This is a genomic window from Streptomyces sp. NPDC048196 (genome assembly GCF_040652715.1).
In the GTDB taxonomy this organism is placed as follows: domain Bacteria; phylum Actinomycetota; class Actinomycetes; order Streptomycetales; family Streptomycetaceae; genus Streptomyces; species Streptomyces siderophoricus.
The window spans coordinates 110,800-135,058 of the sequence record NZ_JBEZMM010000017.1; the positions used below are offsets into that span (position 1 = coordinate 110,800).

The window sequence follows — 24,259 nt, forward strand, 5'->3', positions numbered from 1 at the left end:
CGAAGCGGCTCAGCGGGCCGCGTGGAGCAGGAAGGTGGGGTCCGGCAGGTCGTGGTCGGGGCCGGGGCGGGCCGGGGTCCTGAGTTCGAGCGCGCCGGTGCAGGCGACCCGGTCGGCCACCCGGGCGCAGGCCACCGCGCTGTGCAGGTCCTCCGTGGCCAGCATCGGACTGACGGCGCGTCCCGCGCGGCCGCCCGGATGCGAGGTGAGCCGGGCGTCGCGGCCCACCCAGATCGACACCTTCTCCGCGCCGCCGGAACGCGGTCGCACCTCCGACCAGACCGTGCCGCAGACCGGGCTGAACAGCAGCCGCACGGTGTAGGTGGCATCCGTGATCGTGCTCTGGACCCGGGCGTCGCGGTGGCAGCCGAACCGTTTCGGGTAGCGGCCCTGGCACCGGTGGCCGTGGCAGGTGTCGGGCGCCGTCCACTCGGCCCGTACCGCGTGCGCCGGGATGCTCGCGATCGAGGCCGCCGCCCCCATGGTGGCGAGCACAGCCGTCAGGGCCATCAGGACCGCGGCGCCGCGGAGTTTCCGCCGCGCGGGGCCGGTCGCCGCCGCCGGTGGGCCGAACTCCGTGGTGACCGGCGCGTTCCCGGCGGGCACCGGTGCCGGTGCCGGTGCCGTACGGGCCCGGTGCGCCGCTTCGTACAGCCCCAGCAGCCGGAGCTGGTCCGCCCCGGCCACCCGGCCCAGCGCCTCGACCGCGGCGCGCGGCGGCAGCTTCTCGCCGTTGAGGTAACGGTGCCAGGCGGACTTGCTGTAGGGCGTCTTCCGGGCCAGCCCGTCCAGGCTCAGCCCGGTCCGCTCCTTGAGTACGCGCAGCTCCTGGGCCAGGAGCTGCCCGGCCGGATCGAGTGTGTCGGGCAGCGGCCGCCAGCGGGACACCATGTGCGCCTCCCTTACCGCCCTGCCGCCGATGCGGCAGTGGTTCCCCCGCAGAGGCCCCAACCGGTTGCCCGGGGCGTCTGATTCCTCCTGGATGGCGGAATGTGTACCCATGACCAGCGGTTGATGACACACCGTGCGGAAAGGGAGGGAAAGGTCAGTTGAGCGCTTTTTCGTACAGACGGAAGCTGCGGCCGCCCGCCGGGCCCTCGGTGAAGCCCAGGCACAGCCGCGGCAGGCCGGCGTCACCGCCCCGCCATACGGCCAGCCCCTCCGGCTCGCGCGGGGACAACTCCGGCGCCGTCCGGTCGATCTGCTGCCACACCGACCTGCCGGTGCGCAGATCGATGCGGTAGAGGCGGGCGTTGCCGCCCGAGGACGGCGCATTGCCGACGCCGTACGCGCTGCCGAGCAGTTGGTACGCGGATATGCCGTGCAGGGCCATGCCCTGGAAGGGCAGCCCGAGGTGGGCCCCGGGCTGGGCGAAGGTGATCAGCGGCCGGAACAACCCGGCCCGGAACCGGTCGAGATCATGCAGCGCGAAGTGCGGTACTCCCCGCCTCTTGTACCGCAGCAACAGGCGCCGGTGCACCGGGTCGACGGCGGGGGAGTTGCTGGTGGATCCGGACAGCGGCCGGTAGGTCCGCAGGCCGGGGGCGGTCCGCGACAGCACCCGCCCGTCCGTGAACCGGAAGCGGCACAGCCCGCGGCCGTACCCGGAGGCGGGGTTGGCGTCCCACTCGGTCCACAGCGTGACGCCGTCCCAGGACTCCTCCAGGCCGATCGAACCCCCGTGCCCGAAGCCCTTCAGATACATGTACCCGGCCGGCGACCCGTCCAGCTCCAGCCGGTTCAGGCACAGATCGCCGCGCCGGACCCGCGCCGCGTGCGAGACGGCCGCCCGCTCGCCCGCCAGCCGGACGCCGCCCGCCACCACCTGCAGCGCATAGACGTGCCCCCGGCGCTCGTCGAAGACGAACGACTGCAGCACGGTGGTGTGCCGCAGCCGCCCGGCGAGGAACTGCCGCCCCGCCGCGGCCAGTGCGGGCAGCGCCCGGTCCGGCGGCGCCCCCACCCGCCCCGCCGCGGTCCGCGGCGGACCGGCCGCCGCGAGGGCCCGCCGCCCCGGGACGACCGCGCCCGCGACCGCGGCACCGCCGAGCCACCCCAGAACCGCTCGGCGTCCCGGCCCCGCCGCGGAGAAGTCCGTGCTCATCAAGCCTCCAGGCAATCGGTCCGGCCGCTCGCCCGCCCACCGCCGTGCACGGGCGGGCGGCCGGAGGTCATCCGGGCGCCGCTAGCGCCCGCGCGGCGCCCGTCGTGACGGGATCAGCGCCACGGACAGCGGCACCACGGCATTCAGCACCACGGCACGGTGCCGAACGCATGGACGTAGTGGGCGGAGACATAGCCCGGCCGGTGCGCGAGCTTGTACCAGTACGGGTTGCCGTGCACGCGGCTGCCGGTCGTCGTGCACCGCAGCCCGTGCACGCTCCCCGAACGCAGCGCATCGATCACCCGGTACCTGACACCCGGCCCCGAGCGGACGTTCAGCGGCACACCGGGCGGAGTCACCACCTCCCCCTGGGCGTACCGGACATGACGGCCGGCGACCACCGGCACACCACTGCTGTGGTGGACCGCGTCCGTGTGCCGCCCGGGATGGCGGCACGGACCGGAGTCGGCCACCGCCACCGCGGGGACCATCGCGAGAGCCGCCACCAGGGCGACCACACCGTTGCGGAACAGGCGTCGGTTCATCGGAACCTCCTCGAACGACCGGCAGCGGCACCGGAGCGTGCCCTGCGTCGCTCAGCTTTTCCGACCGGCCACCGGACGATGCCGTCCCAGCCGTCCCAGGGAGGAAGTGGAACTCCGGATCGCCTCGGGAAGCCCCCACCCATTGCCCCAAAACAGCACGTACTGGGCAGTTGGCTCGCTAATCTGCCCGTGTGCTACGTCGTGGTGGGGAACGTCAGGGTACGGCCTGGGTGATCGTGGCCGGGGCGGTGGTGCTGGGCGTGGGGCTGCTGTTCGTCCTGTGGAGCGCGCCGGGCAGCGGACAGCGGGACGCCAAGGGGCCGGCGCGGGCACCGGCGGCCGGGCCGGCGGTCGGGTGGGGCCTCACGCACACCCGGTTCAGCGCGGACCGGGGCGCGGACGCGGCGGCGGAACGGGCGGCCCACCTGCTCGCCGGGCAGCCGATGGCACAGAACCAGCACCTCATGGGCTGGGGCGCGGGGAACCCGGAACCGAGCCCCGGACGGTACGACTTCGACGACCTGGACCGGCGGACGGCGCTGATCCGCCGCACCGGCGGCACGCCCGTACTGACGCTGTGCTGCGCGCCGGACTGGATGAAGGGCGGGACGCCCGGCCGGACGGACTGGAGCCGGCTGGAGAAGGCCCCGGAACCGGAGCACTTCGCGGACTTCGCGGCGCTCGCCGGAAAGGTCGCCCGACGCTATCCGGAGATCCGGCATTTCGTCGTCTGGAACGAATTCAAGGGGTTCTTCGACGACGCCAAAGGGCGGTGGGACGCCGAGAATTACACCCGGCTGTACAACCTCGTGTACCAGGAGCTGAAGAAGGTCGACGAGCGCAACCAGGTGGGCGGGCCCTATCTGGTGATGGACAGCTATGTGCCGGGCGACGACCGGTATCCGTCGGCGCTCAAGGGCGCCTGGGGCCATATCGACCAGCGGACGCTGGACGCCTTCGCCTACTGGAACCGGCACAAGGCCGGGGCGGATTTCGTGGTCGTCGACGGGTCCAGCTACAGCAAGGACGACCGGTACGCGCCCGGTGTCTTCACCGCCGCCCGCAAGTTCGCCGACGTGGGACGGTGGCTGCGGAACAGGACCGGGCTGCCGCTGTGGTGGGCGGAGTGGTACGTGGAAGTCGCGGACGAGAAGGGCGGGCGGCGCGGCTGGAGCGAGCGCAAGCGGGTCGCCGCACAGGCCGTCGCGCTGATCGAGATGGCGGAGGGCGGCGCGACCAGCGGCTTCTACTGGAATCCGGAGGGGGACGGAAAGGGCCAGGGCGGGCGGGACTGCCCGGGGTGTCTGTGGAGCAGTACCGAATCGGCGGACGGGGGGCGGGAATTGCCCATGTGGAGTCTGCTGGCGCGGTTTTCCCAGGCCTTTCCGCCGGACGCACAACCCCGGGAAATGGCCACCGGCAGCGTCGGCATCCTGGGGCTGAGCGACGGGCGGACGGCGCTGCTGGTGAATACCGCGGGCCGGCCGGGGGCGGTGCGGGTGGGCGGAAAGGAGCGGGTGGTGGACGGGTACGGGGTGCGGTGGATCTCCCTCGCGCAGTGAGTGCTGCCTACGACATCGTCAGGAAACGCTGGACCAGCGACGCCAGGAACGTCACCAGCAGGGGCATCGCGAACCAGAAGAGCGCCTGGAGCCGCCGGTGCTGCCGGGGAGTGGGGGAGGACGCCGTCACGCGGAGCAGTTCGCGGAGGGTGAGCACCGCCAGCAGGGCGAGCAGGGACAGCGCGCCCAGCACCGACCAGGGTGTCCAGGTCACCCGGGGGCCGGCCGGGCCCGGGTGGGGAGCGGGCACCGGGCCCGGCGGGTGCCGCTGGAGTGCGTAGAGCGCGGCGTGCGCGTTGCCGAGCACCCGCCGGAGGCCGGGGCGCCGGTCGAGGGCGGTGCGCAGCCGCTGCTCCCAGCCCCGCGGGTACGCCGAGTCCAGCCGCAGCGACTCCGCCTGGCCGTGATTGACGATCAGATACGACTGCGGACCGGCCTTCCGGAGGGCGGTGACCAGTGACGCCACCGCGGCCGGGTCACGGGGCGCCGGCGTCGGTACGTACTGCACCCGCTCCATGTCCTTGGCGCCCCAGGGCATCGCCGGGGTGACGCTGCCGACCGGGTCGTTGCTCAGCCACAGCAGCCGCACCGTCGGGCGGTCGTGTGCGTAGACGTAGTCCATGGCGGCCACCTCGCCCGGCCGGACCCGCTCGAAGGGCTCGTTGCCCCACCGGGCGACGAGGAAGCCGGCGGTCAGGAGCAGACCGGTCAGCAGCGCGGCGAGCGGACCGAGGGCGCCGCGCCGGGCGGCCGTACCGTGCGGAAAGAGGGCGAGGGCGGCCAGCGTGCAGGCACCGGGCAGGGCGAACAGGAAGACCCGCAGGGCCATTTCGCCGCCGTACGACTGCAGGCCGAAGGCCAGGAACGGGACGGCGGTCAGGGTCAGCAGGGAGCGTTCGGTGAAGCCGGCCGCGCGCCGGCGCAGTACGCCCCAGCCGGCCAGCGCCAGCACCCCGCCGGCCAGCGCCACCCGGGTCAGGAGGACGAGCTGGTGGGTGGGGTCGCCGCCGGTGATCCGGTCCGTGACGGACGAGCTGACGTTGGCGCCGACGCCGCCGAGACCGCCGAACAGCTCGTCGAAGTGGCCCGACCAGTAGGGCTCGGCCAGGAGCCCCACCCACCCGGCGACCAGCGCCCCGAGCAGCAGCGGCAGCCCCGGCAGGGTGCAGCGGCGGGCCACCACCAGGACGGTGAGCACCCCCAGCATGACGAAGGGGGTGAGCTGATGGCCCGCCACGGACGCGGTGAAGAGGGCGAGGAGGACGGCCAGCAGGACCACCCGGCGACCGGGGCCGGCCGGCAGGACGGCGGCCTCGCCCGGGCGGCGGCGGCCCGCCTCCCGGTGCGGGGCCCGGAACCACACCAGCAGGATCGCGACGAAACAGAGGTGGAGGAGGTAGGTGAACCCCTGGGGCGAGAAGTAGTCCTGGCCGACCCAGCCGCACAGCACGAACAGCCAGGCCGCGCACCACTTCGCCCGCCACCCGGCCCGTACCGCCTTCAGCAGGAGGAACAGCGGTGCCAGATACAGGAGTTGGAGGGCGAGCGGCCACCAGCGGAGGAGTCCGGTGAGATCGGTGACACCGCACGCGCCGGCGAGGAACTGCGCCCCGGCGAAGAAACCGGGCCAGCTCCAGCGCGCGTCCAGGTCCGGTACGGCCGCCCCGGTCCGCGCGAGGTACTCCAGGAATCCCAGGTGCTGCCAGGCGGTGGGGAAGCGCGGTTCGGCCTCCAGTACGGCGGGCAGGGCGTGCAGCGCCACCACCGTCAGCAGCAGGAGGGACGCGAGCAGCGTCCGGTGCTGCCGGGGGAGTTGGAGCGCCGCGGCGAACGCGGCCACCAGGAGGGCCGCCCCGGCGAGGGTCGCGCCGGGCAGGACGGAGATCAGGCCGAGGCCGTTCATCCGGTCCAGGGCGGTGTCGTCCAGGCCGCGCAGCGGCAGCCAGAAGAGGGCCACGGCGGCGGCCGCCAGGAGCACGACGAGGGCAGTGGCCGCCCGGCCCGTACGGCGCCGGGGGCGGGACCGGGCGCGCGGCGTGGGTGCGGTGGGCGGCGGCGGCCCCCGGTGCACGGCGACCTCCCGCGGCAGCCCGTACCCGCCGTCGCCCAGGTCCCCGTAGGCCGCCAGGTCCGCCAGATCGCCGTCCGGTGCACGACCTTCCGGGGGGACCCGGCACGGCGGCGCCGGGGCGGTGCCGCCGCGCAGCACCCGCCGGAGCCGCGGGGCGGCCAGCGCGACGATCACCGTCAGGCTGCTGACCTCGGCCATCCCGGCACCGGTCAGCCCCCGGTGCGGCAGCAGCACCAGGGTCAGCCCGAGCACCAGGACGCACAACAGGCCCTGCAGGGCGGCGAGTCCGGAGGTGCGGCTGCGGGCGCGCAACACCGCGAAGTGCACCTCCATCACGACCCGCAGGGCGGCACCGACCGCGTACCAGCGCAGCAGCGGGGTCGCCGCCCGTGCGTACCCGGGGCCGAACACGCCCAGGATCCACGGCGCGAAGAGGAACAGGCCGAGGCAGACCGGCAGCATGATGCGGGTCATCCGGCGCAGCGCGGCCCGGGTGTGCCGGGCCAGCTCCGCCGGGTCGTGCGCCCCTTCCACGGTCAGCGAGGCACCCATGTTGAGGGCCAGCAGGTTGACCGTGCCGCCGATGGTGGTGGTGACGTAGAAGTACGCGTTGTCCGCCGCGCCGACCTGCGAGGCGACCAGCACCGGTACGAGGTAGACGACGGCGAGCGAGAACAGCGAGCCGGTGGAGTCGCCGGCCAGGAAGCGGGCCAGTTCGCCGGGTGACGGCGGCCGGGCGGTCCGGTGGGTGGCCCGTACGTGGCGCGGGATCAGCCGCCGGAAGACCAGCCAGCCCAGCGGCAGCACCGACACCGCGATCGCCGCGACCCAGGACACGAAGACCCCGGCGGCCGGGACCGCGGCGGCGAGGACGACCAGCAGGCCCAGCTTCACGGCGGAGAAGGCGAGGTTGCCGGCCGGGACCCAGCAGGCGCTGCGCAGCCCGGTCAGCACCCCGTCCTGAAGGGTGAGCACCGACCAGGCCACCACCGCCACGACGAAGCCGAGACCGGCCGCCGGGCCGTGCAGGAAGTGGTAGGAGGGGCCCCAGAGACCGAGGGTGAGGAGGAAGGCGATGGCGGCGAGGGCCACCACGACCGCACTGCCGAGGTAGGTGCGCCGCACCAGCCGCCCCGTCGTGCGGCCGGCCACCGGGAGGAAACGGGCCAGCGCACCGGTCAGGGTCACCGCCGTCAGCCCCGCCAGCAGCTTCATCGCGGCGATCGCCGCCGACCCCTGACCGACCGCGGACTCGGTGTAGTAGCGGGCCGCGACCAGCCAGAAGCCCAGGCCGAGCAGACCGGAGACACCGGTGTTCAGCATCAGCGCATAGGCGTTGCGGAACAGCGGACTGCCCGGCGCGCGGCCGGCCGTCCCCCGCGCCTCCGGTTCCGGGGCGGTGTGCTCCGCGGCCCGGGTGGTCGTGTCAGACACCGGCGTGGCTGCTCCTTCTTCCGCCGCGGCGGGGCCACGACGGGCTCGGCGTCAGGGGCCCGGCGGACATGGCCGCACCACCTGACGGGCTCGGCGGACCAGCGCGTACCCCTTGGTGAGCACCCGGTCCGCGGCATAGGCGCGGACCAGTCCGCGGCCCTCGACGAGCCGGGCGAACTCCTCGGTCCCGGTACGGCGCCGCACGGTCAGCCGCGCCAGCGCGTACGGGCCCTGCGCGCGGGCCGCGAGCACATTGCCGACCGCGAGCGCCTGCCGGAAGCCGAGCCCGCGCACCATCCCCCGCACCCGCCGGTCGGAGTGGCCGTAGGGATACGCGAAGGACTCCGGCGCCGCGCCCACCTCTTCGGCGATCAACTCCCGGCAGCGCAGCACCTCGTGCCGCAGCCGCCGGTCGTCGAGGCCGTCCAGCGGCGGGTGGCCGTGGCTGTGCCCGCCGATCTCCACGCCGGCCGCGGCCAGTTCGCGCACCTGCCGCCAGTCGAGCATGGTGTCCGGTGCGTCCCCGGTGTCGTACGGACCGCGCAGCCAGCCGGTGGTGAGGAAGAGGGTGGCCGGGAAGCCGTACCGGGCGAGGGCGGGCAGGGCGTGGCGGTGGACGCCCTCGTAGCCGTCGTCGAAGGTGATCAGCACCGGCCGGTGCGGGAGCGGGCCGCCGCCCCGCCAGGCCGTGGCGAGGGCGGCGGCCGTCAGCGGGGTGAAGCCGCCGTCGGCGAGCGCGGCGAGCTGCTCGGCGAACGCGTCGGGGGTGACCGAGAGCGCCCGTACGGCCGGGGTCGGCGCGAAGGTCACCGCGTGGTACATGAGGATCGGCACTCTCGGGGGGCGGTCGTCGCTCATACCGCCGCTCCCTCGTGCACGGCGGACACGGCGGTCGTGCCGTCGTCGGGGAAGGTATCAACTCCCTTGTCGTGTCGCGCGCTTGAGGCCGTACGGGCGCGGAGGGTGCCCCGGGCGTAGCCGGCCGCGGCGGCCGCCGTGCCGGCCAGGATCGCGCCCGCCCGGCCGGCCCCGCCCGGGCGCCCGAGCAGTGTGTCGCGCAGCCCGCGCAGCACGCCCGCGGGCAGCACCCGGGCGGTGTGGCGCCGCTCGGTCGCCAGCCCGTCCCGGGCGCCGACGCTCCGCGTCACCAGCGCCTTGGACAGGCCCTCCGCGTACGCCCGGCGGCGGAAGTAGCCGAACCGCTGCCGCTCGGCCGGCACCCGATGGTGGATCACCGCCCGGTCGTCGATCAGCAGCACCGCGTCCGGGAGGGTGCGGCTGATCCGGATGCACAGCTCGGTCTCCTCGCAGCCGAGCGGCCGCCGGTCACCGTCCCGCCCGATCCCTATCGGGAACCCGCCGACGAGGTCGAAGGCGATCCTGCGGAACGAGGCGTTGCCGCCGAGCACGTTGCGCACCCGCACCTTCCCCGGCGGCAGACCGCGGTACGTGCAGCCCACCACCCAGTCGAATTCCTCGGGGAACCACACCGGCCGGCGGCCGGCGGCCCACACCGGCTCGGTGCGCCCGCCGACCGCCAGCACCGCCGGATCCGCGTAGGCCGCGGCGAAGTGGCGCAGCCAGTCCCGCTCGGCGACCGCGTCGTCGTCGAGGAACGCGATGACCTCGCCGTCCGCCGCGGCGATCCCGGTGTTCCGGCCCGCGGACAGCCCGCGGGGGCCGGAATTGGCCATGATCAGCACGGGCACCGGCGGCGCACCGGGAGCGGGCGCGCCCGTGCGGGCGCCCCCGAAGTGCTCCCGGAGCCGGTCCAGCAGCCGCGCATGGTGGTCGACCACCAGCAGCACCTCATGCGCGGGGTGGGACTGGCCGCGGACCGAGGCCACCGCGGCCAGGATGTCGTCCCAACGGTCCTCCGTGTGCACACAGATCACGACGGAGATCCGCAGCGCCGGTCCCACCGCCGGCCCGGCCACCGGTCTGCCGGGGCTCATCGGGCCTCCCCGGTGAGCAGCGCCGGCCGGGGCACCCGTTTCCGTCCGGCCCCCCGTTCGCGGGCGATGACCTTCAGCACCCGCAGCCCGTCGCGGACCGCCCGCAGATTGCTGTCGCCGTGGATGCGGGGGTACTCGTGGCTGGGGATCTCCTGCACCCGCAGGCCGGCCTTGACCACCCGGATGTTCATCAGCGTCTCGACCTCGAACCCGGCGCAGTCCAGGGCGAGTTGGCCCAGGCAGCGGCGCCAGAAGGCGTTGTAGCCGTAGCACAGGTCGGTGTAGCGCGCGCCGAATTTGGCGTTGACGAGGGCGGTCAGCAGCCGGTTGCCGAGCCGGCGGATCCACGTCATGTCGTCCGTGCCGCCGCCGTTGGCGAAGCGTGAGCCCTTGGCGAAGTCCGCGCCGGACACCAGCGCCGAGACATAGCTGACGATCTCGCCGCCGTCGGCCGAGCCGTCCGCGTCGACCATCACGATGATCTCGCCGGTGCATGCCGCGAACCCGCTGATCAGCGCGTCCCCCTTGCCCTTGCCGCGCTGCGGTACGACGGTGACGCCCGGCCACAGCTCGCGGGCGACCCGGACGGTGTCGTCGGTGGAGTTCCCGTCGACCAGGACCACTTCGTGGATCCAGTCCGGGAGGGTCTTGAAGACGTGCGGGAGGTTCGCCGCCTCGTTCATCGCCGGGATGACGACGCTGACGGGTGGAGCGATGGCCAGGTGTGAGGAGACGGGACGGTAGACGGCCTGGTCCGGCAGCAGCGTCAGCGGCTCATCCGCATCGGCCGGGCGAAGGAACGCACTCATGGGATTTCTTTCCCTCTCGTCCGGTGGACCGCCCCGGGCGGTCCGTGCTGAGATCCGGGTCCGACAGGGGGGTTCGCACCCCGGCCCGCGCGGCACGGAGCACCGTGCGGACAGGGCGAGCCGATATGCGTGACCACGAAAGCGCGGCTCGTGACCTGGCCCCGGCGACCGCGGTCGGCCGGCGAGGACCAGATGCACCAGACCCCCCACCGCGCACCGCACCGGACGCCTCCGCCGGCTGTTCCTCCCCCGGAACAGCACGGCGGTCCTCGTCCGATGCGGCTGGAAGTGCGTCGGAAATGAAGTGCGACGGAATGGACGAGGAGGACTCTAAGGCAAGTCGTTGCATGTCAAATACCCTTTAGGGCAATTGGCCACTGCGTACTGATGTACGCCTGTATTCATGCACCGGCGTACGCCCTCCCGGGCCTTTGGGAAAGGCCGCGGAATGCCGGACCGAAAGGGCCGTACGGGCGCCGGAATCAGCGTCCGGTCCGGAGCCGCCCGACCCGCTTGAGCAGGCGGTCCGCGGGCTCGAACCACTCGGGGCGGGCGAGCACCGCATTGCGCAGCGCACGCACCGGCGCGCGCCGCGCCCAATGCACCGGTGCGGCCGGATGAGGTCGCATCACCCATCCCTCGGACACCATGAGTTCACGGGTTTTGAAGGAATCCTTGTAATCCTTCGCACCGCGCCCCAGATCGAGATATCCGAGCGATTCCGCGGCCGCCGCCCGTGCCATGCCCAGATGCAGCACGAGTCCGGGTGAATACTTCGCAAACTGCGGATCGTAGGCCGGGAACCAACAGGCGAGGACGGAATCGGAACGCAGCCCGAAGTGCGCCGCGACCGGCCGCTCACCGGCGTACAGCACGGACAGCAGCCCGGTGCAGGATTCCGTGCGGGTGTGGAACAACCGCTGCACCAGCCGCACGATCCAGGGGTGCGCGAAGCGGTCGCCGCGGCCGGTCCTGCGGTACTGCGCGGACTTCCACCGCAGCAGCGTGCGCAGCGCCGCCGGGTCGCGCTCGTCGTGGACGTGGCGCAGCGGACCGACGTCCCGGCCGAGCCGGCGCTCCTTGGCCAGGGTGGTCCGGGCGAACTTCGGCGACCGCGCCCGCAGTCCGGCCAGATACGCCTCGAAGCCCTGGTCCACATCGATGACCGGCGAGGCGAACCGCCCGAACGAACGGGTTTCGAAGGCGTCCTGGCCCGCCACGAGGTGGTCGAACTCCAGCACCGACAGCCCGCAGGCCCGGAGCAGTTCCCGGGCGTCCCACCGCAGGCCCGGGCGGTGCACCAGCCCCTGTGCGTCCGACAGGCCCAGTCCGACCGCCCGGCCCACCCCGAGCGCGGACCGCTGGAAGGGCAGGAACCCGGCCGGGCGGCCGTCCTCCCGCAGCACCGCGATCCGTACGCCGCTCCGGCAGCGGCCGACGGCCAGCGCGAAGGCGGGGGAGAGGAACGGGTTCGCCAGCTGCGGCGCCCCGGCCGCCCGCGCCCCGGCCTGCATCTCGGCCCAGGCGTCGCGTTCGGCCCCGGTCAGCTCACCGGGCCGGTGCACCGTGATCTCCATGTCCGTGCGTTCCCCCTCGGTCCGTACGGTCGGCCCGTACGGTCAGTCCGTACGGCGGGCCCGCGCCCGGCCGGCCCGGCGCCGTACCGCGCAACCCAGCAGCAGCACCCCGCTGAACGCCGCCACGGCGAGTACCCCGCCGCGCACCGACCACAGATGCAGCGCCAGCATCGCCTGGGCCACCAGCAGGTCGACGGCGAGCGCCCCGGCGCCGGCCACCACCGCCCGGCCGAGCGGATCCATCCGCCCGAGCGCCACCGCGAGCGCCCCGGCCGGCGCCATCAGCAGGAAGAAGAGCGTGAACGGCGCGCGCAACGGCGAATCGAGCCCGGTGAGCGCCAGCACCGCGCCCATCGCGCCGGCCGAGACCGCGGCACCCAGGGCGAGCGACCGGGCCACGCCGCCCGGTGGTGCGTACGCCGCGGGCGGGGCGCCGGGCGGGGACGGCTCGTAGGGGCCGTCGCCCCGGATGGTGTCCGTCTGCATGAGCGGCTCTGCCCTCCCCCGGCCGGATGCCGCTCAATGTCGCGTAACGCCCGGAGCACCGTCAAGGCGCGAAGAAGGCCGGAAACGACCGCAACCCGGGCGGCGGGAGGGAGTCGCCGGGCCGCCCACAGACGGCGCAATGGCCGTGGCCGGGGACCGGGCCCGCGGAGACTTGGGCCGAGAGCGCGAGGTGAGGTGCCCGCGGGAAGGAGCCGGGCCCGTGGAGCCGCCGAGCGGAATCGCCCTGACGGTGGTCATGGTGTGTCTGACCGTGGCCACCGGTGTGGTGGACGCGATCACCTTTCTGACGCTCGGTCAGGTCTTCGCCGCCATGCAGACCGGCAATCTGCTCTTCCTCGGCTTCGGTGTGGCGGGCCAGGGTGGACTGCCCGTGCTGGCGACGGCCGTCTCGCTCGGCGCCTTCGCCCTGGGGGCGGCCCTCGGGGCCCGGTGGGAGTCCGGACTGGCCGCGCGGGAGCAGCAGTGGTTCCCGGCCGGGCTGTTCACCGAGGCGGCCCTGCTGGCCGGCGCGGCGGCGGTCGCCTGGGGGATGGACCCGGCCCCCGGACTGCCACCGGGCCGGCGCTACGCGGTCATCGGGCTGCTGGCACTGGCGATGGGCATGCGCAACGTCACCGCCATGCGGTCCGCCCCGCCCGACCTCACCACCACCGTGGCGACCCGCACGATGGCGGCGCTGGTCAGCGGTTCGGTGCTGGGGCACGACAAGCAGCCGGGGCACGGCGGCCGGACGGCGGTCCGGCGCCTGCTCTCGGTGGGCGCGATGTTCGCGGGCGGTCTGCTCGGGGCCGTGCTGCTCGGCCTGGGCACCCGGCCGGCGCTGGTGATCCTGCTCGTGGCGGCGTTCCTGGCCGGCACCGCGGCGGTGGTGCCCGCACTGGTCCGACGCGAACACCACGGCCAGGGCTAGCGGCAAGGTGCATGGTCGTGAACATCCGCCCGGATCAGCACATTTACCGTGAACATGAAACGACTTTTGGCATGGACACTTCCGGTTACCCGCGAGTCTTGCTACGACGGATGTGGCAGAGATCCTGCTAAGGGAGGTTCCATGAGACTGTCCCGATTCGCGGCCTTGACGTCCGCCTTCTTCGTCACCACGGCGCTCGCGCTCACCGGCGCGAGCGCCGCCGCGTCCGCCCAACTCCCCACCGCAACCGGCTATGTGGCACTCGGCGACTCCTACTCCTCGGGCGTCGGGGCCGGCAGTTACGACAGCGCCAGCGGCACCTGCAAGCGCAGCAGCAAGGCGTACCCGGCCCTGTGGGCCGCCGCGCACTCCCCCTCCTCCTTCCGGTTCACCGCCTGTTCCGGCGCCCGAACGGGTGATGTTGTCAGCGGACAGCTCGGCCCGCTCAACAGCTCCACGGGCCTGGTCAGCATCACCGTCGGCGGCAACGACGCCGGATTCGCCGACACCATGACGACCTGTGCGCTCCAGGGCGAGAGCGCCTGCCTGGCCCGGGTCGCGCAGGCCAGGACGTACATCGACAACACCCTCCCCGGCAAGCTCGACACCGTGTACAGCGCCATCTCCCAGAAGGCCCCGGCCGCGCACGTGGTGGTCCTGGGTTACCCGCGCTTCTACAAGATCGGCGGAAGCTGCTTCGCGGGCCTCTCCGAGAAGTCCCGCACCGCCATCGACGCCGCGGCCGACGACATCAACGGCGTCATCGCCAAGCGCGCCGCCGACCACGGCTTCTCCTTCGCCGACGTCAACACCACCTTCGCCGGCCACGAGCTGTGCTCCGGCAGCGCCTGGCTGCACAGCGTGACCTATCCCGTCGACGAGTCCTACCACCCGACCTCCGCCGGCCACTCCGGCGGCTATCTGCCGGTGTTCGGCTCCGCCGCCTGAGGAACCGCACCCCGGGGCGCGTCCCGGGCGCCGGGGAGTGTCCGTGAGATCCCGGTCTCTCCCCGGCGGACCGGGCGGCCCGCCGGCCGTGCGGAAGCCCTCCCTCCGGAAACTTCCGCACCGTCAACTCCCCCTGGGACGCGGCCTTTAGGTGACATTCCGTATGGTGTGCGTCAACGTCATGGCGAGGCAGGTGAATCCGTTGACCGGTCTGCACGCGTGTCCTCCAAGAGAGATAGGGTTACCCTGCCCGGGCCGGGTGCCCTCGTAAGGGTGGGGAGAGTCATGGAACAGATAACAGTGCGTAGCAGGGCCAGAGTCCCTGCGATCAATTGCGGGAGCGGTGCGTCCAGTGCGCGCCTCGACCGCCACCTCGCGGTGCTGGGTGGCCCCGCCATCCCGCAGCGGGAGGCGGAAGGCGCGACCTCGCTGATGCAGGAGCTCACCGCGCGCGACCACCTGCGGACGAGGAACGGCCGCGGCGCCAGGGTGTCGCTGTTCGCACCGCTGCGCAGGCTGCGGCGCTCGCTCTTCGGCGGACACGGCTGAGCCGTTCGTCACACGGCACCTCGGGCGGCCGGCCCGTCCCCGCCCGGCCGGTCCGCTCCCGACCACCCGTCACCACGTGACGGGTGGTTTTTTCGTGCCCGCCCCCACGGAGCCGGCCGGCACCGTCCCCCTGACGCGCGCGCCACGTCACTAGGATGGGGACGAGGTGATCGATTCATGGCAGCAAGCGGCCGCGCGGCCGGACCCGAGGTGATCTGGGCACGCCCCGAGCGGACCGGCCGCGGCCCCCGCCCCGCCTTCACCCGCGACGAGATCGCCGAGGCCGCGGTGCGGATCGCCGACGAGTCCGGGCTCGCGGCGGTCTCCATGCGACGGGTGGCGACCGCGGTCGGCTGCGCCACGATGTCGCTCTACAACTACGTCCCCGGCAAGGGCGACCTGATCGACCTCATGGTCGACCTCGCCGTCGGCGAATACCGGCTGCCCGACCGCCCGTCCGGCGACTGGCGCGCCGATCTGCTCCAGCTCGCCCGCCAGGCCCGCGAGATGATGCGCCGGCACCCCTGGCTGCCGGGCGCCGTGCTGTCCCACACCTTCCTCGGGCCCAACGCGCTGCGCTACATGGAGCACTCCCTCGCCGTACTGGAGCACTCAGGGCTCGACGACGCGCTCAAGCTCGAACTGATCTCGATGCTCAACGGCACCGTCGTCTCCATGGCCTCCGCCGAGCAGGCGGCCGCCGAGCGCGCCAAGGAATCCGGCCACAGCCCCGAACAGCGGCAGGCGGCCCAGGCCGGCTATCTGACGTCGGCGGTGGCCACCGGCCAGTACCCCCTCATCGCCCGGGTGCTGGCCGGCAGCGGACCGGTCGGCGACCCCGACGAGGTCTTCGACCGGCTCATCGGCCGGGTCCTCGACGCCTACGCGGGCCCGACCGCCGGCTAGGCACGCCCGGGCGGCCACGGGGACGGACGGCCACCGGCGACGGGTCACCGGCCAACGGCTGTCACACCAGCGCGAACTGCCCGTCCGGGCCCTCCTCGTGATGGTCCAGCACGGACGCCGGGCGGCGGGCCGAGGACGGCGGGGGCAGCACACCCGCGGCCCGCAGCTCACCGGCCGGCAACTGCGGCGCATCCGCGGTGGCCACCGCCAACTCCGCCTGTTCCGGCGCCAGTTCGGCCAGCAGCGCCAGTACGGTGATCAGCTCCAGCAGCTCCGAGGTCCACTCCTGCGGCCAGTCGGCCGGACCCAGCGCCGCCAGCGAACCGGCCTCCGGCGGTGTCGCCGTACCGTCCTCCGCCGTGCCGGTGCGGTCGGCGAACCAGTCCGCCAGCACCCGCACCCCGCCCGCCGAGAAGTCCCACGCGCCCTGCGGCACCGGTGAGATCCGGCCGCCGTCGCCGAGCAGCAGCGCCTCGTCCGCCGGGTCGTACGCCAGGCTCCGCGGCAGCCCCCGGGCCGGCAGCGGGGCGCGGACGTACGGGCGGCGGCCGCCCGGCATCCGGGGCCGTCCGCCGGGGCCCGCGCAGCCCTCGGGCGGGCCGTCCCCGGGCACGTACCCGCCCCGGGTGTAGAGCCACAGCAGCCGCTCGCCCAGCGCCACGCCCCGCGTCCACACCCCGGCATCGGCGGTCAGCGGCACCACGGCGCCGTCGGGGGAGTGCCGGGCGCTCGCGGCCACCCAGGCGAGCAGCTGCGCCGGCTCCACCGGGCGGTCCAGCCGGCGGGTGAGCAGGGCGAGCAGCCCGGGGGCGACGTTCGGCTCACGGCCGCCGGGCCGCCGGTAGAGCGGATGGATCCGGCCGGGACGCCCGGCCGGCGACCGCCCGTCGGGCAGCAGCGCCGCGCACACCACCGCGGGCCCGGACGGCTGCGGCAGCCGGCCCGGCTCGACCGCGTACAGCTGCCGGGCGTCCGCCACCCGCCACAGCTCGGGCCGGGCCGCGTCGATCAGCCGGTGGTCGGGCAGCAACCATTGCTGGTCGAACGGGCCGTGCTGGATCCGCACCGGCTCCGGGCACGGGCCGGCCGCGCGGTACAGCCGCCCGGTGGCGGTCCGCTGGCCCGGCAGCTGGCCGACCGCGGAGTACAGGGTCCGGGCCCGGGACGGCCGGAACAGGCGCTCGCGGGCCGCGGTGTCCTCCGCGGCCACCAGCGCCCGCCAACGGGTCCGCAGCGCCGCCGGATCCGGCGACCGGACCCAGGAACGGCCGAGCCGCAGCGGCGCCACGGACCACGGCATGAGATCGGACAGCCGTGGCGCGTCCTGCTTCGCCGTCACGCGGAGCCCCTCCCGGACCGTTCGGTTGACCCCGGCATGGTAGCGACGGCCCCCGCCGCTCCGCCCGGCCGGCCGGACCGGAGCCACCCTCCCAGGCGACCCGAGGCGGTCTTCCGCTTACTGATCTTGGCGGAGTACGGTCCTCGCCGTACGCCCGGCACGCGGTGCGGACGTTGCTCCTCCCCGACGCCCGAACGGCGCGGGAGGGCCCCAGCGCGCCGGGACCTGCTCAGGGGAGGACCGCCATGACGGACACCACCTCCCCCACGCCTGAACGGCGCGGGGGAAGCCCCATCGGCAACCGGGCCGCCGCACGGCTGGACCGGCTGCCACCGTCCCGGTGGCACCGCCGGATCACCCTCGTCGTCGGCGTCGGCGCCTTCTTCGACCTCTACGAGATCTTCCTCGGCGGAGTGCTCGCCGCCGTCCTCGCCGAACAGTGGCACCTCGGCCACACCGCGAAGTCCTGGGTGATCGCCGCCGGCTTCCTCGGCATGTTCGTCGGCGCGAACGTCCTCTCGGTGCTCGCCGACCGCCTGGGACGGCGCCGGATGTTCCTGGTCAACCTCGGTGCCTACTCGGTGTTCTCGCTGGCCGCCGCCTTCGCCCCCGACCTGCCGTGGCTGCTGGCGCTGCGCTTCCTGGCCGGCCTCGGCCTGGGCGCCGAACTCGTGCTGGTCGACACCTACCTCGCCGAGTTCCTGCCCCGGGCGGTACGCGGCCGGTACCTCGCCCACGCCTACACCCTGGGCTTCATCGGCGTGCCGGTCGCCGCACTGCTCGGCGCCCGGCTGGTGGCCGCGCACCGGCTGTGGGGCATCGACGGCTGGCGCTGGCTGCTGGTGGCCGGTGCGCTCGGTGCCGCCTTCATCCAGCTGATGCGCCGCCAACTCCCCGAATCCCCCCGGTGGTTGACCGTGCACGGACGGCACGAGGAGGCCGAGCGGATCGTGGCCCGGCTGGAGGAGCGGGTCGCCCGGGAGACCGGCGGCAGCCTGCCCTCCGTACCGGAGACCGAGCCGGTCCCGGAGCGGCGGGTGCCGCTCGGTGCGATGTTCCGCGGCGATTACCGCCGGCGGACCGTCATGTGGTGGATCTTCCAGGTCCTGCAGACCGTCGGCTACTACGGCTTCGGGTCACTGGCACCGGTGGTGCTCACCGCGAAGGGCCACACCGTCACCGAATCGCTGCTCTACGCCGCGCTGAGCTTCTGCGGCTACCCGCTCGGCTCCGCGCTGTCCGTCCCGCTCATCGACCGGATCGAGCGCCGCACCCTGATTATCGCCGCCGCCCTCGCCATCGCCGGCTGCGGCCTGGCCTTCGGCTTCGCCGACGCCACCTGGGCGATCGTCGCCTTCGGCTTCCTGCTGACGGTGGCGAGCAACGTCTTCTCCAACGCCTTCCACGTCTACCAGACGGAGCTCTTCCCGACCGGCCTGCGCAGCAGCGCCATCGGCATCGCCTACTCCCTCTCCCGGCTCACCTCGGTCGTCCTCCCCTTCGTCGCCCTCCCCGTCCTCACGGAATTCGGCCCCGCCGCGGTCTTCACCGGCTCCGCCGGCCTGATGCTGCTGCTCTGCGCGAACGTGGCGGCGCTGGGCCCGCGCAGTACGGGGCGCAGCCTGGAGAGGATCTGACCGGGCCGCGCCCCGCGCTGCGGTCGTTCATCCGCCGACGGAGGTCACCGACGTGCTCTCGTAGTGCTTCATCTCCTCGATGTCACCGATGTACGGCCTGACGTGAGCGAGGAAGGCGGGGAAGTGCGGGCCGCCGCGGAAGCCCTTGAGGTGGTCCTCGACGGAGGTCCATGCGATGCGGAGGATGTAGTGCTCGGGCTCCTCCACCCCGTGTGCCAAGTCGTACCCGAGGCACTCGGGCGCCGCGTCGAGCTGCTCGGCGGCCGCCGCGTACGCCTGCTCGAAGGCGGCCCGCCGCGCGGGGTCGGTGATCGTGTAGCGGATGTACTCGGTGGTCATCGCAGATTCTCCTGACGGGGAACGGGGCCGGCCCGCAGGGCGGTCGCATGGTCGGCGAGGAAGGTTTCGATCGGAAGGGCCGGACGGCCGAGCAACCGGGGCACGGTGTCGGAGACGACCCGGGCCGCACCGGCCGCGTACAGGCCGTACAGCTCGACCAGCCCGTCGGCCTGCCACGTGGACATGCCCGTGCCGAGCAGGGCGGTACGGGCCTGCTCCGGCGTGAGCGCACGGTAGGTCAGCCGCCGGCCGAGGGCCGCGCCGAGCCGCTCGGCGATCTCGTCGTGGTCCATCGCCCGCGGGCCGGTCACATCGAGGACCGCGCCCTCGTGACCGTCCGTGGTGAGCACCGCGGCGGCGACCTCGGCGACGTCGCGGGCGTCCACGTACGACACGGCGGCATCGCCGGCGGGCAGCGCCAGCGTGCCGGTGCGCCGCAGGTCCGGCAGCAGACCCAGGAAGTTCTGCAGGAACCCGTTCGGCGCGAGCACCGTCCACGGCAGGCCGCTGCCCTTGAGGTGGTCGAACGCCGCGGTGTGCGCGTCGAAGAACCGCACCGGGACGGTCCGGTGCCGCACGCCGATCGCCGCCTGGAGGACGACCTTGGGGCGGCCGGCTGCCGCGACGGCGTCGATCACGTTCCGGGCCTGCCGTGCGGCGCCCGGGCCGACCGGAGTCAGCAGGTGGACCGCCTCGATACCCTCCGCGGCCGCCGCCAGCGAGCCGGCGTCGTCCAGGTCCGCGACCACCGGCTCGACGCCGTCGTCCCACTCGGCGGGCACCCCGCCCGCGTCACGTACCAGCGCACGGACCGCGGCGCCACGGGCGCGCAGCGCGCGCACCAGCGGCCGGCCGACGGTGCCGGTCGCACCTGTCACCAGAATCATGCATCCCCCAGGGTCAACGGGCTTGCTGTGCTTGGTCGTTCAGCCCGGCCCACGCTAGGCGCGGGCCCCCTCGTCGACAAGCGCAGCTTGTTGTCGGTCGACAAGGCGGGCTTGTCGACGGGTGCGGCCGGGCGGCCCTACCATGCGGTCGCATGGAACCCGAGCTGCGCCAGATGCGGTACTTCGTGGCGGTGGCCGAGCGCCGCAGCTTCACCCGCGCCGCCGACGACGTGTACGTCGCCCAGCAGGCGCTCAGCCAGCAGATCAAGGCGCTGGAGGACACCCTCGGCGTACGGCTGCTGGACCGCACCTCCCGCCGGGTCGAGCTCACGCCGGCCGGCGCCGCCTACCTCGCCGACTGCAAGCGGCTGCTCGCCGCCGCCGGCCGCGCGGCCCAGCACGCCCGGGCGGTGGCGGACGGGGAGGCCGGCAAGCTGCGCATCGCCTACACGGTCACCGCGGTGTACGAGACCCTCCCGGCGCTCACCGCCCACCTCGCCGCCCGGGCGCCCCGGCTGAAGGTGGAGACCCGGGAGATCTTCGCCGCCGACGTCTGCCGGATGCTGCGGGAGGACCGCTGCGACCTCGCGCTCGCGCCCCGGGCCGGCTACCCGAAGGGGATCGCCCGGCGGACCGTGCGGCGCGAGGCGCTCAGGGCGGCGGTCGGCGACGGCCATCCGGCCGCCGGGGCCCCGGCCGTGGAGCTCGCCGGACTGCGCGACGAGACGTTCCAGCTGTGGCCGCGCGACATGGCGCCCGGCTACTACGACGCGGTGGCCGGTGCCTGCCGGGCCGCCGGGTTCGAGCCGGTGCTCGACGAGACCGCCTCCGGCTCCAACGCCTGGGCCGCCATCGCCGCCGGGCGCGGGATCAACCTCGTCGTGGCCTCGCTCGCCCACCAACTCCCGCGCGGCATCACGCTCGTGCCCCTCGCGGGGCCCGCCCCCGAGCTCCGCCTGGACGCCGTCTGGCGGGCCGAGCATCCGCATCCGGCGGTGACCCGCGTCCTCGACGGGTGCGCGGAGCTCTGGCCCGCGGCGCGGGCCGGCGGCGCGGTCAGTGCGCGTCCAGCGTCACCGTGAAGGAGAAGCGGTCCCCCCGGTAGTGAATGCGCGCGACGTCGACCGGGCGGCCGTCGGTGTCGTAGGTGACACCCGTGTAGTCGAGGATCGGGCTGAGGAGGGGGACCTCCAGGAGGCGGGCGGTCTCCGGGTCGGCCAGGCGGGCCTCGACCGTGTCGGTGATCCGGCTGATCCGGACGCCCACCGCGTCCCGCAGCACCTTCGTCATCGGCCAGCGCAGCAGATCCGCCGGGTCGATCCGCTCCGCGACGTCGGGGCGCACGTAGTTGCGCGCGTGATTGGTCGGCTCGCCCGTCTTCTCGTCGCTGCGCAGCCGGCGGAACCCGGCCACCTCCGTCAACCCGGGGAAGTACTCCGCCAGTTCGGCCGGGACCGCGACCGGCCCGTGGTCCAGCAGCTCGGTGCTCATCCCGGACTGCTGGGCCACGATCGCGTCCACCGAGCCGAGCAGCCGCACCGGCGCACCGCGCCGCGCACCCGGCTCGATGAACGTGCCGCGGCGCCGGTGCCGGCTGATCAGCCCCTCCGCCTCCAGCTCCTTGAGCGCCTGCCGCATGGTCAGCACGCTCACGCCGTAGTGCGCCGCGAGCGCGTCCTCGGTGGGCAGCCGCAGCGGGGCGTCCGGGGAGCGGCCCAGTATGGAGGCGCGCAACGACTGCGAGACCTGGTACCACAGCGGCAGCTTGCGGTTCAGGTCCAGCGAGTCGGGAGCGAAGGTGGTCACGAGCGGTCCCCGGATGTCACAGGCGGAAGTGGCGCTGGAGACCCTGCCACACGTCGTCGTAACCGCGCTGCAGATGGCCGGCGTCCCGGGCCTGGGCGGTGAGCGTCAGCGGCCACCGGGTCTCGAACATGAACGCCAGCCCGTCGTCGATCTTCTGCGGCACCAGCTCGGCGGCGCTCGCCTTGTCGAACGTCTCCCGGTCCGGCCCGTGCGCCGACATCATGTTGTGCAGCGACCCGCCGCCCGGCACGAAGCCCTCCGCCTTGGCGTCGTAGGCGCCCTCGATCAGCCCCATGTACTCGGTCATCACATTGCGGTGGAAATAGGGCGGCCGGAAGGTGTCCTCGCCGACCAGCCACCGCGGCGCGAAGACCACGAAGTCCACGCCGGCCAGCCCCGGGGTGTCGGACGGGGAGGTCAGCACCGTGAAGATCGACGGGTCCGGGTGGTCATAGCTGATCGACCCGATGACGTTGAAGCGCCGCAGGTCGTAGACGTACGGGACGTGGTTGCCGTGCCAGGCGACGACGTCCAGCGGCGAATGGTCGTAGGTGGCGGCCCAGAGGTTGCCGCAGAACTTGTTGACGACTTCGACCGGGCCCTCGACGTCCTCGTAGGCGGCGACCGGCGCCCGGAAGTCCCGGGCGTTGGCCAGGCCGTTGGCGCCGATCGGACCGAGGTCGGGGAGCCGGAAGGGCTGCCCGTAGTTCTCACAGACGTAGCCCCGGGCAGTCTCGTCCAGCAGCTCGACGCGGAACCGCACCCCGCGCGGGATCAGCGCCACCTCACCCGGTAGGGCGCGCAGCAGCCCGAGCTCGGTGCGCAGCAGCAGCCCGCCCCGCTCGGGGACGATCAGCAGCTCGCCGTCCGCGTCGCTGAACACCCGCCGTTCCATGGACGCGTTGGCGTGGTACAGGTGCACGGCCATGCCGCTGCGCTGCGCCGCGTCGCCGTTGCCGCCCAGCGTCCACAGCCCGTCGAGGAAGTCCGTCGGGCCCTCGGGGGCGGGCAGCGGGTTCCAGCGCAGCCGGTTGGGGTCGGGGGCGCACTCGGTGAACGGCGCCGAGCGCACCGCGCGCGGCTCGGCGCGGACGAACGGCGGGTGCGCGGCCGACGGGCGGATGCGGTACAGCCAGGAGCGGTGGTTGGCCGCCCGCGGTTCGGTGAACGCCGAACCGCTGAGCTGCTCGGCGTACAGCCCGAGCGGGGCCCGCTGGGGGGAGTTGCGGCCCGTCGGAAGCGCGCCCGGGACGGCCTCCGAGCTGTGCTCGTTGCCGAACCCGGTGGCGTACACCAGCCCTTCGGCCGTCTTCCTCGCCTGCTCGTTGGCCGTGCCTGTCATCGCGCGCTCCCGCCGCTCAAGGAATCCTATGGAAGACCTTAGGATTGCGGGAGAGGGCCGTCAACGGACACTCCCGGCCGGAAGGGCGGGCAGGATGGACGGGTGCAGCAGCCGACCCCGCGCCCCGACCGGCCGCCCCGCTCCCTGCGCCGCGCCCCCGTGCAGCGGCGCAGCGCCCAGCGCCTGGCCCGCATCCTCGACGCCTGCGCCGAACTCCTCGACGAGACCGGCTACGAGGACCTGAGCACCCGCGCCGTGGCCGGCCGGGCCGGCGTCCCGATCGGCTCGGTCTACCGCTTCTTCCCCAACAAACGGGCCATGGCGGAGGCACTCGCCCACCGCAACCTCGACGCCTACGCGGACCGGATCACCGCCCGGCTGACCGCGCCGGAGGGGCAGCGGCTGGAGTGGCGCCGGGCGATGGACGTCGTGATCGACGAGTACCTCGCCATGAAACGGACCGTGCCGGGCTTCGCCCTGGTCGAGTTCACGGTCCCCGCGCCGCGCGAGTCCCGCCAGGCGAACTACGAGGTCGCGGACCGCCTCCTGGCCCTCCTCGCGGGGCGCCTCGGCCTGGACCCGGCCGATGCGCAGCTCCGCACGGCCTTCCTCGTCGGCGTCGAAACGGCCGACGCGTTGCTGCAACTGGCATTCCGCGTCGACCCGGCCGGCGACCCGGCCATCGTCACCGAGACGAAGTCGCTCCTGCGGGCGTATTTGTCCCAGTACCTGGGGTAGTTCCCTCCCACGTACCCGTCTGTCCCGCCGCGGGGCGCTGCGCTTTGCGGTGCCTCCCACGTAGCTGTCTGTCCCGCCGTGGGGGTGGCTCGCCGTTGCGCGCTTTGCTGCGCCCCGCGCGTGGCTGTCTGTTCCGCCGCGGGGCGTCTCGTCGTTGCGCGCTTTGCGGCGCCCCGCACGTACTCGTCTTTCCCGTCGCGGGTGGTCTCGTCGTTGCGCCTGCGGCGGGCTGGGTGGGTGTTGGGTGCGGTGACGGGCCTGCGGGGCCGGTGTTTGGGACTGCTGTCGCTTTAC

At 73.8% G+C, this 24,259-nt stretch carries 22 protein-coding genes; 8 read left to right on the forward strand and 14 right to left on the reverse strand.

Features of this window, described 5'->3' with window-relative positions; genetic code table 11:
* Positions 1–9 precede the first annotated feature (9 nt).
* The 3 genes from AB0E02_RS19155 to AB0E02_RS19165 all read right to left on the reverse strand — a co-directional run bounded on the left by AB0E02_RS19155 (position 10) and on the right by AB0E02_RS19165 (position 2,649).
* Positions 10–891, reverse strand: a complete 882-nt coding sequence (locus AB0E02_RS19155) for a helix-turn-helix domain-containing protein (RefSeq protein WP_362140831.1) — start codon at positions 889–891, stop codon at positions 10–12.
* Positions 892–1,045: 154 nt separating this feature from the next.
* A complete protein-coding gene (locus AB0E02_RS19160) occupies positions 1,046–2,104 on the reverse strand; it encodes a teichoic acid biosynthesis protein C (RefSeq protein WP_362140833.1) in 1,059 nt (352 codons plus the stop codon).
* Between the two features lie 143 nt (positions 2,105–2,247).
* On the reverse strand, positions 2,248–2,649 hold the full coding sequence (locus AB0E02_RS19165; protein WP_362140835.1) for an SH3 domain-containing protein: 402 nt from the start codon (positions 2,647–2,649) through the stop codon (positions 2,248–2,250).
* Between the two features lie 230 nt (positions 2,650–2,879).
* On the opposite strand from AB0E02_RS19165, the gene AB0E02_RS19170 reads away from it, so the two are divergent.
* Complete coding sequence (locus tag AB0E02_RS19170) at positions 2,880–4,211, forward strand: xylan 1,4-beta-xylosidase (RefSeq protein WP_362140837.1); 1,332 nt, start codon at positions 2,880–2,882, stop codon at positions 4,209–4,211.
* A 7-nt stretch (positions 4,212–4,218) separates the two neighbouring features.
* Here the strand turns inward: AB0E02_RS19170 and AB0E02_RS19175 are convergent, their stop codons facing one another.
* The 6 genes from AB0E02_RS19175 to AB0E02_RS19200 all read right to left on the reverse strand — a co-directional run bounded on the left by AB0E02_RS19175 (position 4,219) and on the right by AB0E02_RS19200 (position 12,543).
* Positions 4,219–7,716 carry a lipopolysaccharide biosynthesis protein gene (locus AB0E02_RS19175; RefSeq protein WP_362140839.1) on the reverse strand — a complete coding sequence of 1,166 codons (3,498 nt, stop codon included), beginning with the start codon at positions 7,714–7,716 and terminating at the stop codon, positions 4,219–4,221.
* Between the two features lie 51 nt (positions 7,717–7,767).
* A complete protein-coding gene (locus AB0E02_RS19180) occupies positions 7,768–8,574 on the reverse strand; it encodes a polysaccharide deacetylase family protein (protein ID WP_362140841.1) in 807 nt (268 codons plus the stop codon).
* Positions 8,571–9,671: a glycosyltransferase family 2 protein gene (locus AB0E02_RS19185; protein ID WP_362140843.1), complete on the reverse strand. Its 1,101-nt coding sequence runs from the start codon at positions 9,669–9,671 to the stop codon at positions 8,571–8,573. The genes AB0E02_RS19180 and AB0E02_RS19185 overlap by 4 nt, the downstream gene beginning before the upstream one ends.
* Positions 9,668–10,480, reverse strand: coding sequence for a glycosyltransferase family 2 protein (locus tag AB0E02_RS19190; protein ID WP_362140845.1), 813 nt, complete (start codon positions 10,478–10,480; stop codon positions 9,668–9,670). The genes AB0E02_RS19185 and AB0E02_RS19190 overlap by 4 nt, the downstream gene beginning before the upstream one ends.
* A gap of 482 nt (positions 10,481–10,962) precedes the next feature.
* Positions 10,963–12,057, reverse strand: coding sequence for a GNAT family N-acetyltransferase (locus AB0E02_RS19195; RefSeq protein WP_362140847.1), 1,095 nt, complete (start codon positions 12,055–12,057; stop codon positions 10,963–10,965).
* Between the two features lie 42 nt (positions 12,058–12,099).
* Complete coding sequence (locus AB0E02_RS19200) at positions 12,100–12,543, reverse strand: hypothetical protein (protein WP_362140849.1); 444 nt, start codon at positions 12,541–12,543, stop codon at positions 12,100–12,102.
* Positions 12,544–12,763: 220 nt separating this feature from the next.
* Between AB0E02_RS19200 and AB0E02_RS19205 the strand changes: the two genes are divergently transcribed.
* From AB0E02_RS19205 to AB0E02_RS19220, 4 genes are all read left to right on the forward strand, one after another.
* Positions 12,764–13,474 carry a YoaK family protein gene (locus tag AB0E02_RS19205; protein ID WP_362140851.1) on the forward strand — a complete coding sequence of 237 codons (711 nt, stop codon included), beginning with the start codon at positions 12,764–12,766 and terminating at the stop codon, positions 13,472–13,474.
* Positions 13,475–13,615: 141 nt separating this feature from the next.
* The gene (locus AB0E02_RS19210; protein ID WP_362140853.1) at positions 13,616–14,422 is read left to right on the forward strand and encodes an SGNH/GDSL hydrolase family protein; all 807 of its coding nucleotides are present in this window, start codon (positions 13,616–13,618) and stop codon (positions 14,420–14,422) included.
* 285 nt (positions 14,423–14,707) lie between these two features.
* Positions 14,708–14,971, forward strand: coding sequence for a hypothetical protein (locus tag AB0E02_RS19215; RefSeq protein WP_030415749.1), 264 nt, complete (start codon positions 14,708–14,710; stop codon positions 14,969–14,971).
* Between the two features lie 177 nt (positions 14,972–15,148).
* Positions 15,149–15,877: a TetR/AcrR family transcriptional regulator C-terminal domain-containing protein gene (locus AB0E02_RS19220; RefSeq protein ID WP_362140855.1), complete on the forward strand. Its 729-nt coding sequence runs from the start codon at positions 15,149–15,151 to the stop codon at positions 15,875–15,877.
* A gap of 61 nt (positions 15,878–15,938) precedes the next feature.
* On the opposite strand, the gene AB0E02_RS19225 is transcribed toward AB0E02_RS19220, so the two are convergent.
* Positions 15,939–17,216 (reverse strand): type ISP restriction/modification enzyme, encoded by a 1,278-nt coding sequence (locus AB0E02_RS19225; protein ID WP_362140857.1) that lies wholly within the window; start codon positions 17,214–17,216, stop codon positions 15,939–15,941.
* 245 nt (positions 17,217–17,461) lie between these two features.
* Here AB0E02_RS19225 and AB0E02_RS19230 point away from each other — a divergent pair, with 245 nt between their 5' ends.
* On the forward strand, positions 17,462–18,853 hold the full coding sequence (locus tag AB0E02_RS19230; RefSeq protein WP_362140859.1) for an MFS transporter: 1,392 nt from the start codon (positions 17,462–17,464) through the stop codon (positions 18,851–18,853).
* Between the two features lie 27 nt (positions 18,854–18,880).
* Here AB0E02_RS19230 and AB0E02_RS19235 read toward each other — a convergent pair whose 3' ends face one another.
* A complete protein-coding gene (locus AB0E02_RS19235) occupies positions 18,881–19,192 on the reverse strand; it encodes an antibiotic biosynthesis monooxygenase (RefSeq protein WP_362140861.1) in 312 nt (103 codons plus the stop codon).
* Positions 19,189–20,079: an SDR family oxidoreductase gene (locus tag AB0E02_RS19240; RefSeq protein ID WP_362140863.1), complete on the reverse strand. Its 891-nt coding sequence runs from the start codon at positions 20,077–20,079 to the stop codon at positions 19,189–19,191. The genes AB0E02_RS19235 and AB0E02_RS19240 overlap by 4 nt, the downstream gene beginning before the upstream one ends.
* 152 nt (positions 20,080–20,231) lie before the next feature.
* Here AB0E02_RS19240 and AB0E02_RS19245 point away from each other — a divergent pair, with 152 nt between their 5' ends.
* Positions 20,232–21,161: a LysR family transcriptional regulator gene (locus AB0E02_RS19245; protein ID WP_362140865.1), complete on the forward strand. Its 930-nt coding sequence runs from the start codon at positions 20,232–20,234 to the stop codon at positions 21,159–21,161.
* On the opposite strand, the gene AB0E02_RS19250 is transcribed toward AB0E02_RS19245, so the two are convergent.
* Together AB0E02_RS19250 and hmgA are read right to left on the reverse strand one after the other, a co-directional pair.
* The gene (locus tag AB0E02_RS19250) at positions 21,136–21,885 is read right to left on the reverse strand and encodes a GntR family transcriptional regulator (protein ID WP_362140867.1); all 750 of its coding nucleotides are present in this window, start codon (positions 21,883–21,885) and stop codon (positions 21,136–21,138) included. The two genes, AB0E02_RS19245 and AB0E02_RS19250, sit on opposite strands and share 26 nt — an antisense overlap.
* Before the next feature lie 16 nt (positions 21,886–21,901).
* Positions 21,902–23,227 (reverse strand): homogentisate 1,2-dioxygenase, encoded by a 1,326-nt coding sequence (gene hmgA, locus AB0E02_RS19255; protein WP_362140869.1) that lies wholly within the window; start codon positions 23,225–23,227, stop codon positions 21,902–21,904.
* A gap of 102 nt (positions 23,228–23,329) precedes the next feature.
* On the opposite strand from hmgA, the gene AB0E02_RS19260 reads away from it, so the two are divergent.
* A complete protein-coding gene (locus AB0E02_RS19260; protein ID WP_362140871.1) occupies positions 23,330–23,965 on the forward strand; it encodes a TetR/AcrR family transcriptional regulator in 636 nt (211 codons plus the stop codon).
* The last annotated feature ends 294 nt before the right edge of the window (positions 23,966–24,259 follow it).

Coding starts and splice junctions, on each gene's coding strand:
- AB0E02_RS19155 (WP_362140831.1), bottom strand. CDS start 891: ATGGTGTCCCGCTGGCGGCCGCTGCCCGACACACTCGATCCGGCCGGG.
- AB0E02_RS19160 (WP_362140833.1), bottom strand. CDS start 2,104: ATGAGCACGGACTTCTCCGCGGCGGGGCCGGGACGCCGAGCGGTTCTG.
- AB0E02_RS19165 (WP_362140835.1), bottom strand. CDS start 2,649: ATGAACCGACGCCTGTTCCGCAACGGTGTGGTCGCCCTGGTGGCGGCT.
- AB0E02_RS19180 (WP_362140841.1), bottom strand. CDS start 8,574: ATGAGCGACGACCGCCCCCCGAGAGTGCCGATCCTCATGTACCACGCG.
- AB0E02_RS19185 (WP_362140843.1), bottom strand. CDS start 9,671: ATGAGCCCCGGCAGACCGGTGGCCGGGCCGGCGGTGGGACCGGCGCTG.
- AB0E02_RS19190 (WP_362140845.1), bottom strand. CDS start 10,480: ATGAGTGCGTTCCTTCGCCCGGCCGATGCGGATGAGCCGCTGACGCTG.
- AB0E02_RS19195 (WP_362140847.1), bottom strand. CDS start 12,057: ATGGAGATCACGGTGCACCGGCCCGGTGAGCTGACCGGGGCCGAACGC.
- AB0E02_RS19200 (WP_362140849.1), bottom strand. CDS start 12,543: ATGCAGACGGACACCATCCGGGGCGACGGCCCCTACGAGCCGTCCCCG.
- AB0E02_RS19210 (WP_362140853.1), top strand. CDS start 13,616: ATGAGACTGTCCCGATTCGCGGCCTTGACGTCCGCCTTCTTCGTCACC.
- AB0E02_RS19215 (WP_030415749.1), top strand. CDS start 14,708: ATGGAACAGATAACAGTGCGTAGCAGGGCCAGAGTCCCTGCGATCAAT.
- AB0E02_RS19220 (WP_362140855.1), top strand. CDS start 15,149: ATGGCAGCAAGCGGCCGCGCGGCCGGACCCGAGGTGATCTGGGCACGC.
- AB0E02_RS19230 (WP_362140859.1), top strand. CDS start 17,462: ATGACGGACACCACCTCCCCCACGCCTGAACGGCGCGGGGGAAGCCCC.
- AB0E02_RS19235 (WP_362140861.1), bottom strand. CDS start 19,192: ATGACCACCGAGTACATCCGCTACACGATCACCGACCCCGCGCGGCGG.
- AB0E02_RS19240 (WP_362140863.1), bottom strand. CDS start 20,079: ATGATTCTGGTGACAGGTGCGACCGGCACCGTCGGCCGGCCGCTGGTG.
- AB0E02_RS19245 (WP_362140865.1), top strand. CDS start 20,232: ATGGAACCCGAGCTGCGCCAGATGCGGTACTTCGTGGCGGTGGCCGAG.
- hmgA (WP_362140869.1), bottom strand. CDS start 23,227: ATGACAGGCACGGCCAACGAGCAGGCGAGGAAGACGGCCGAAGGGCTG.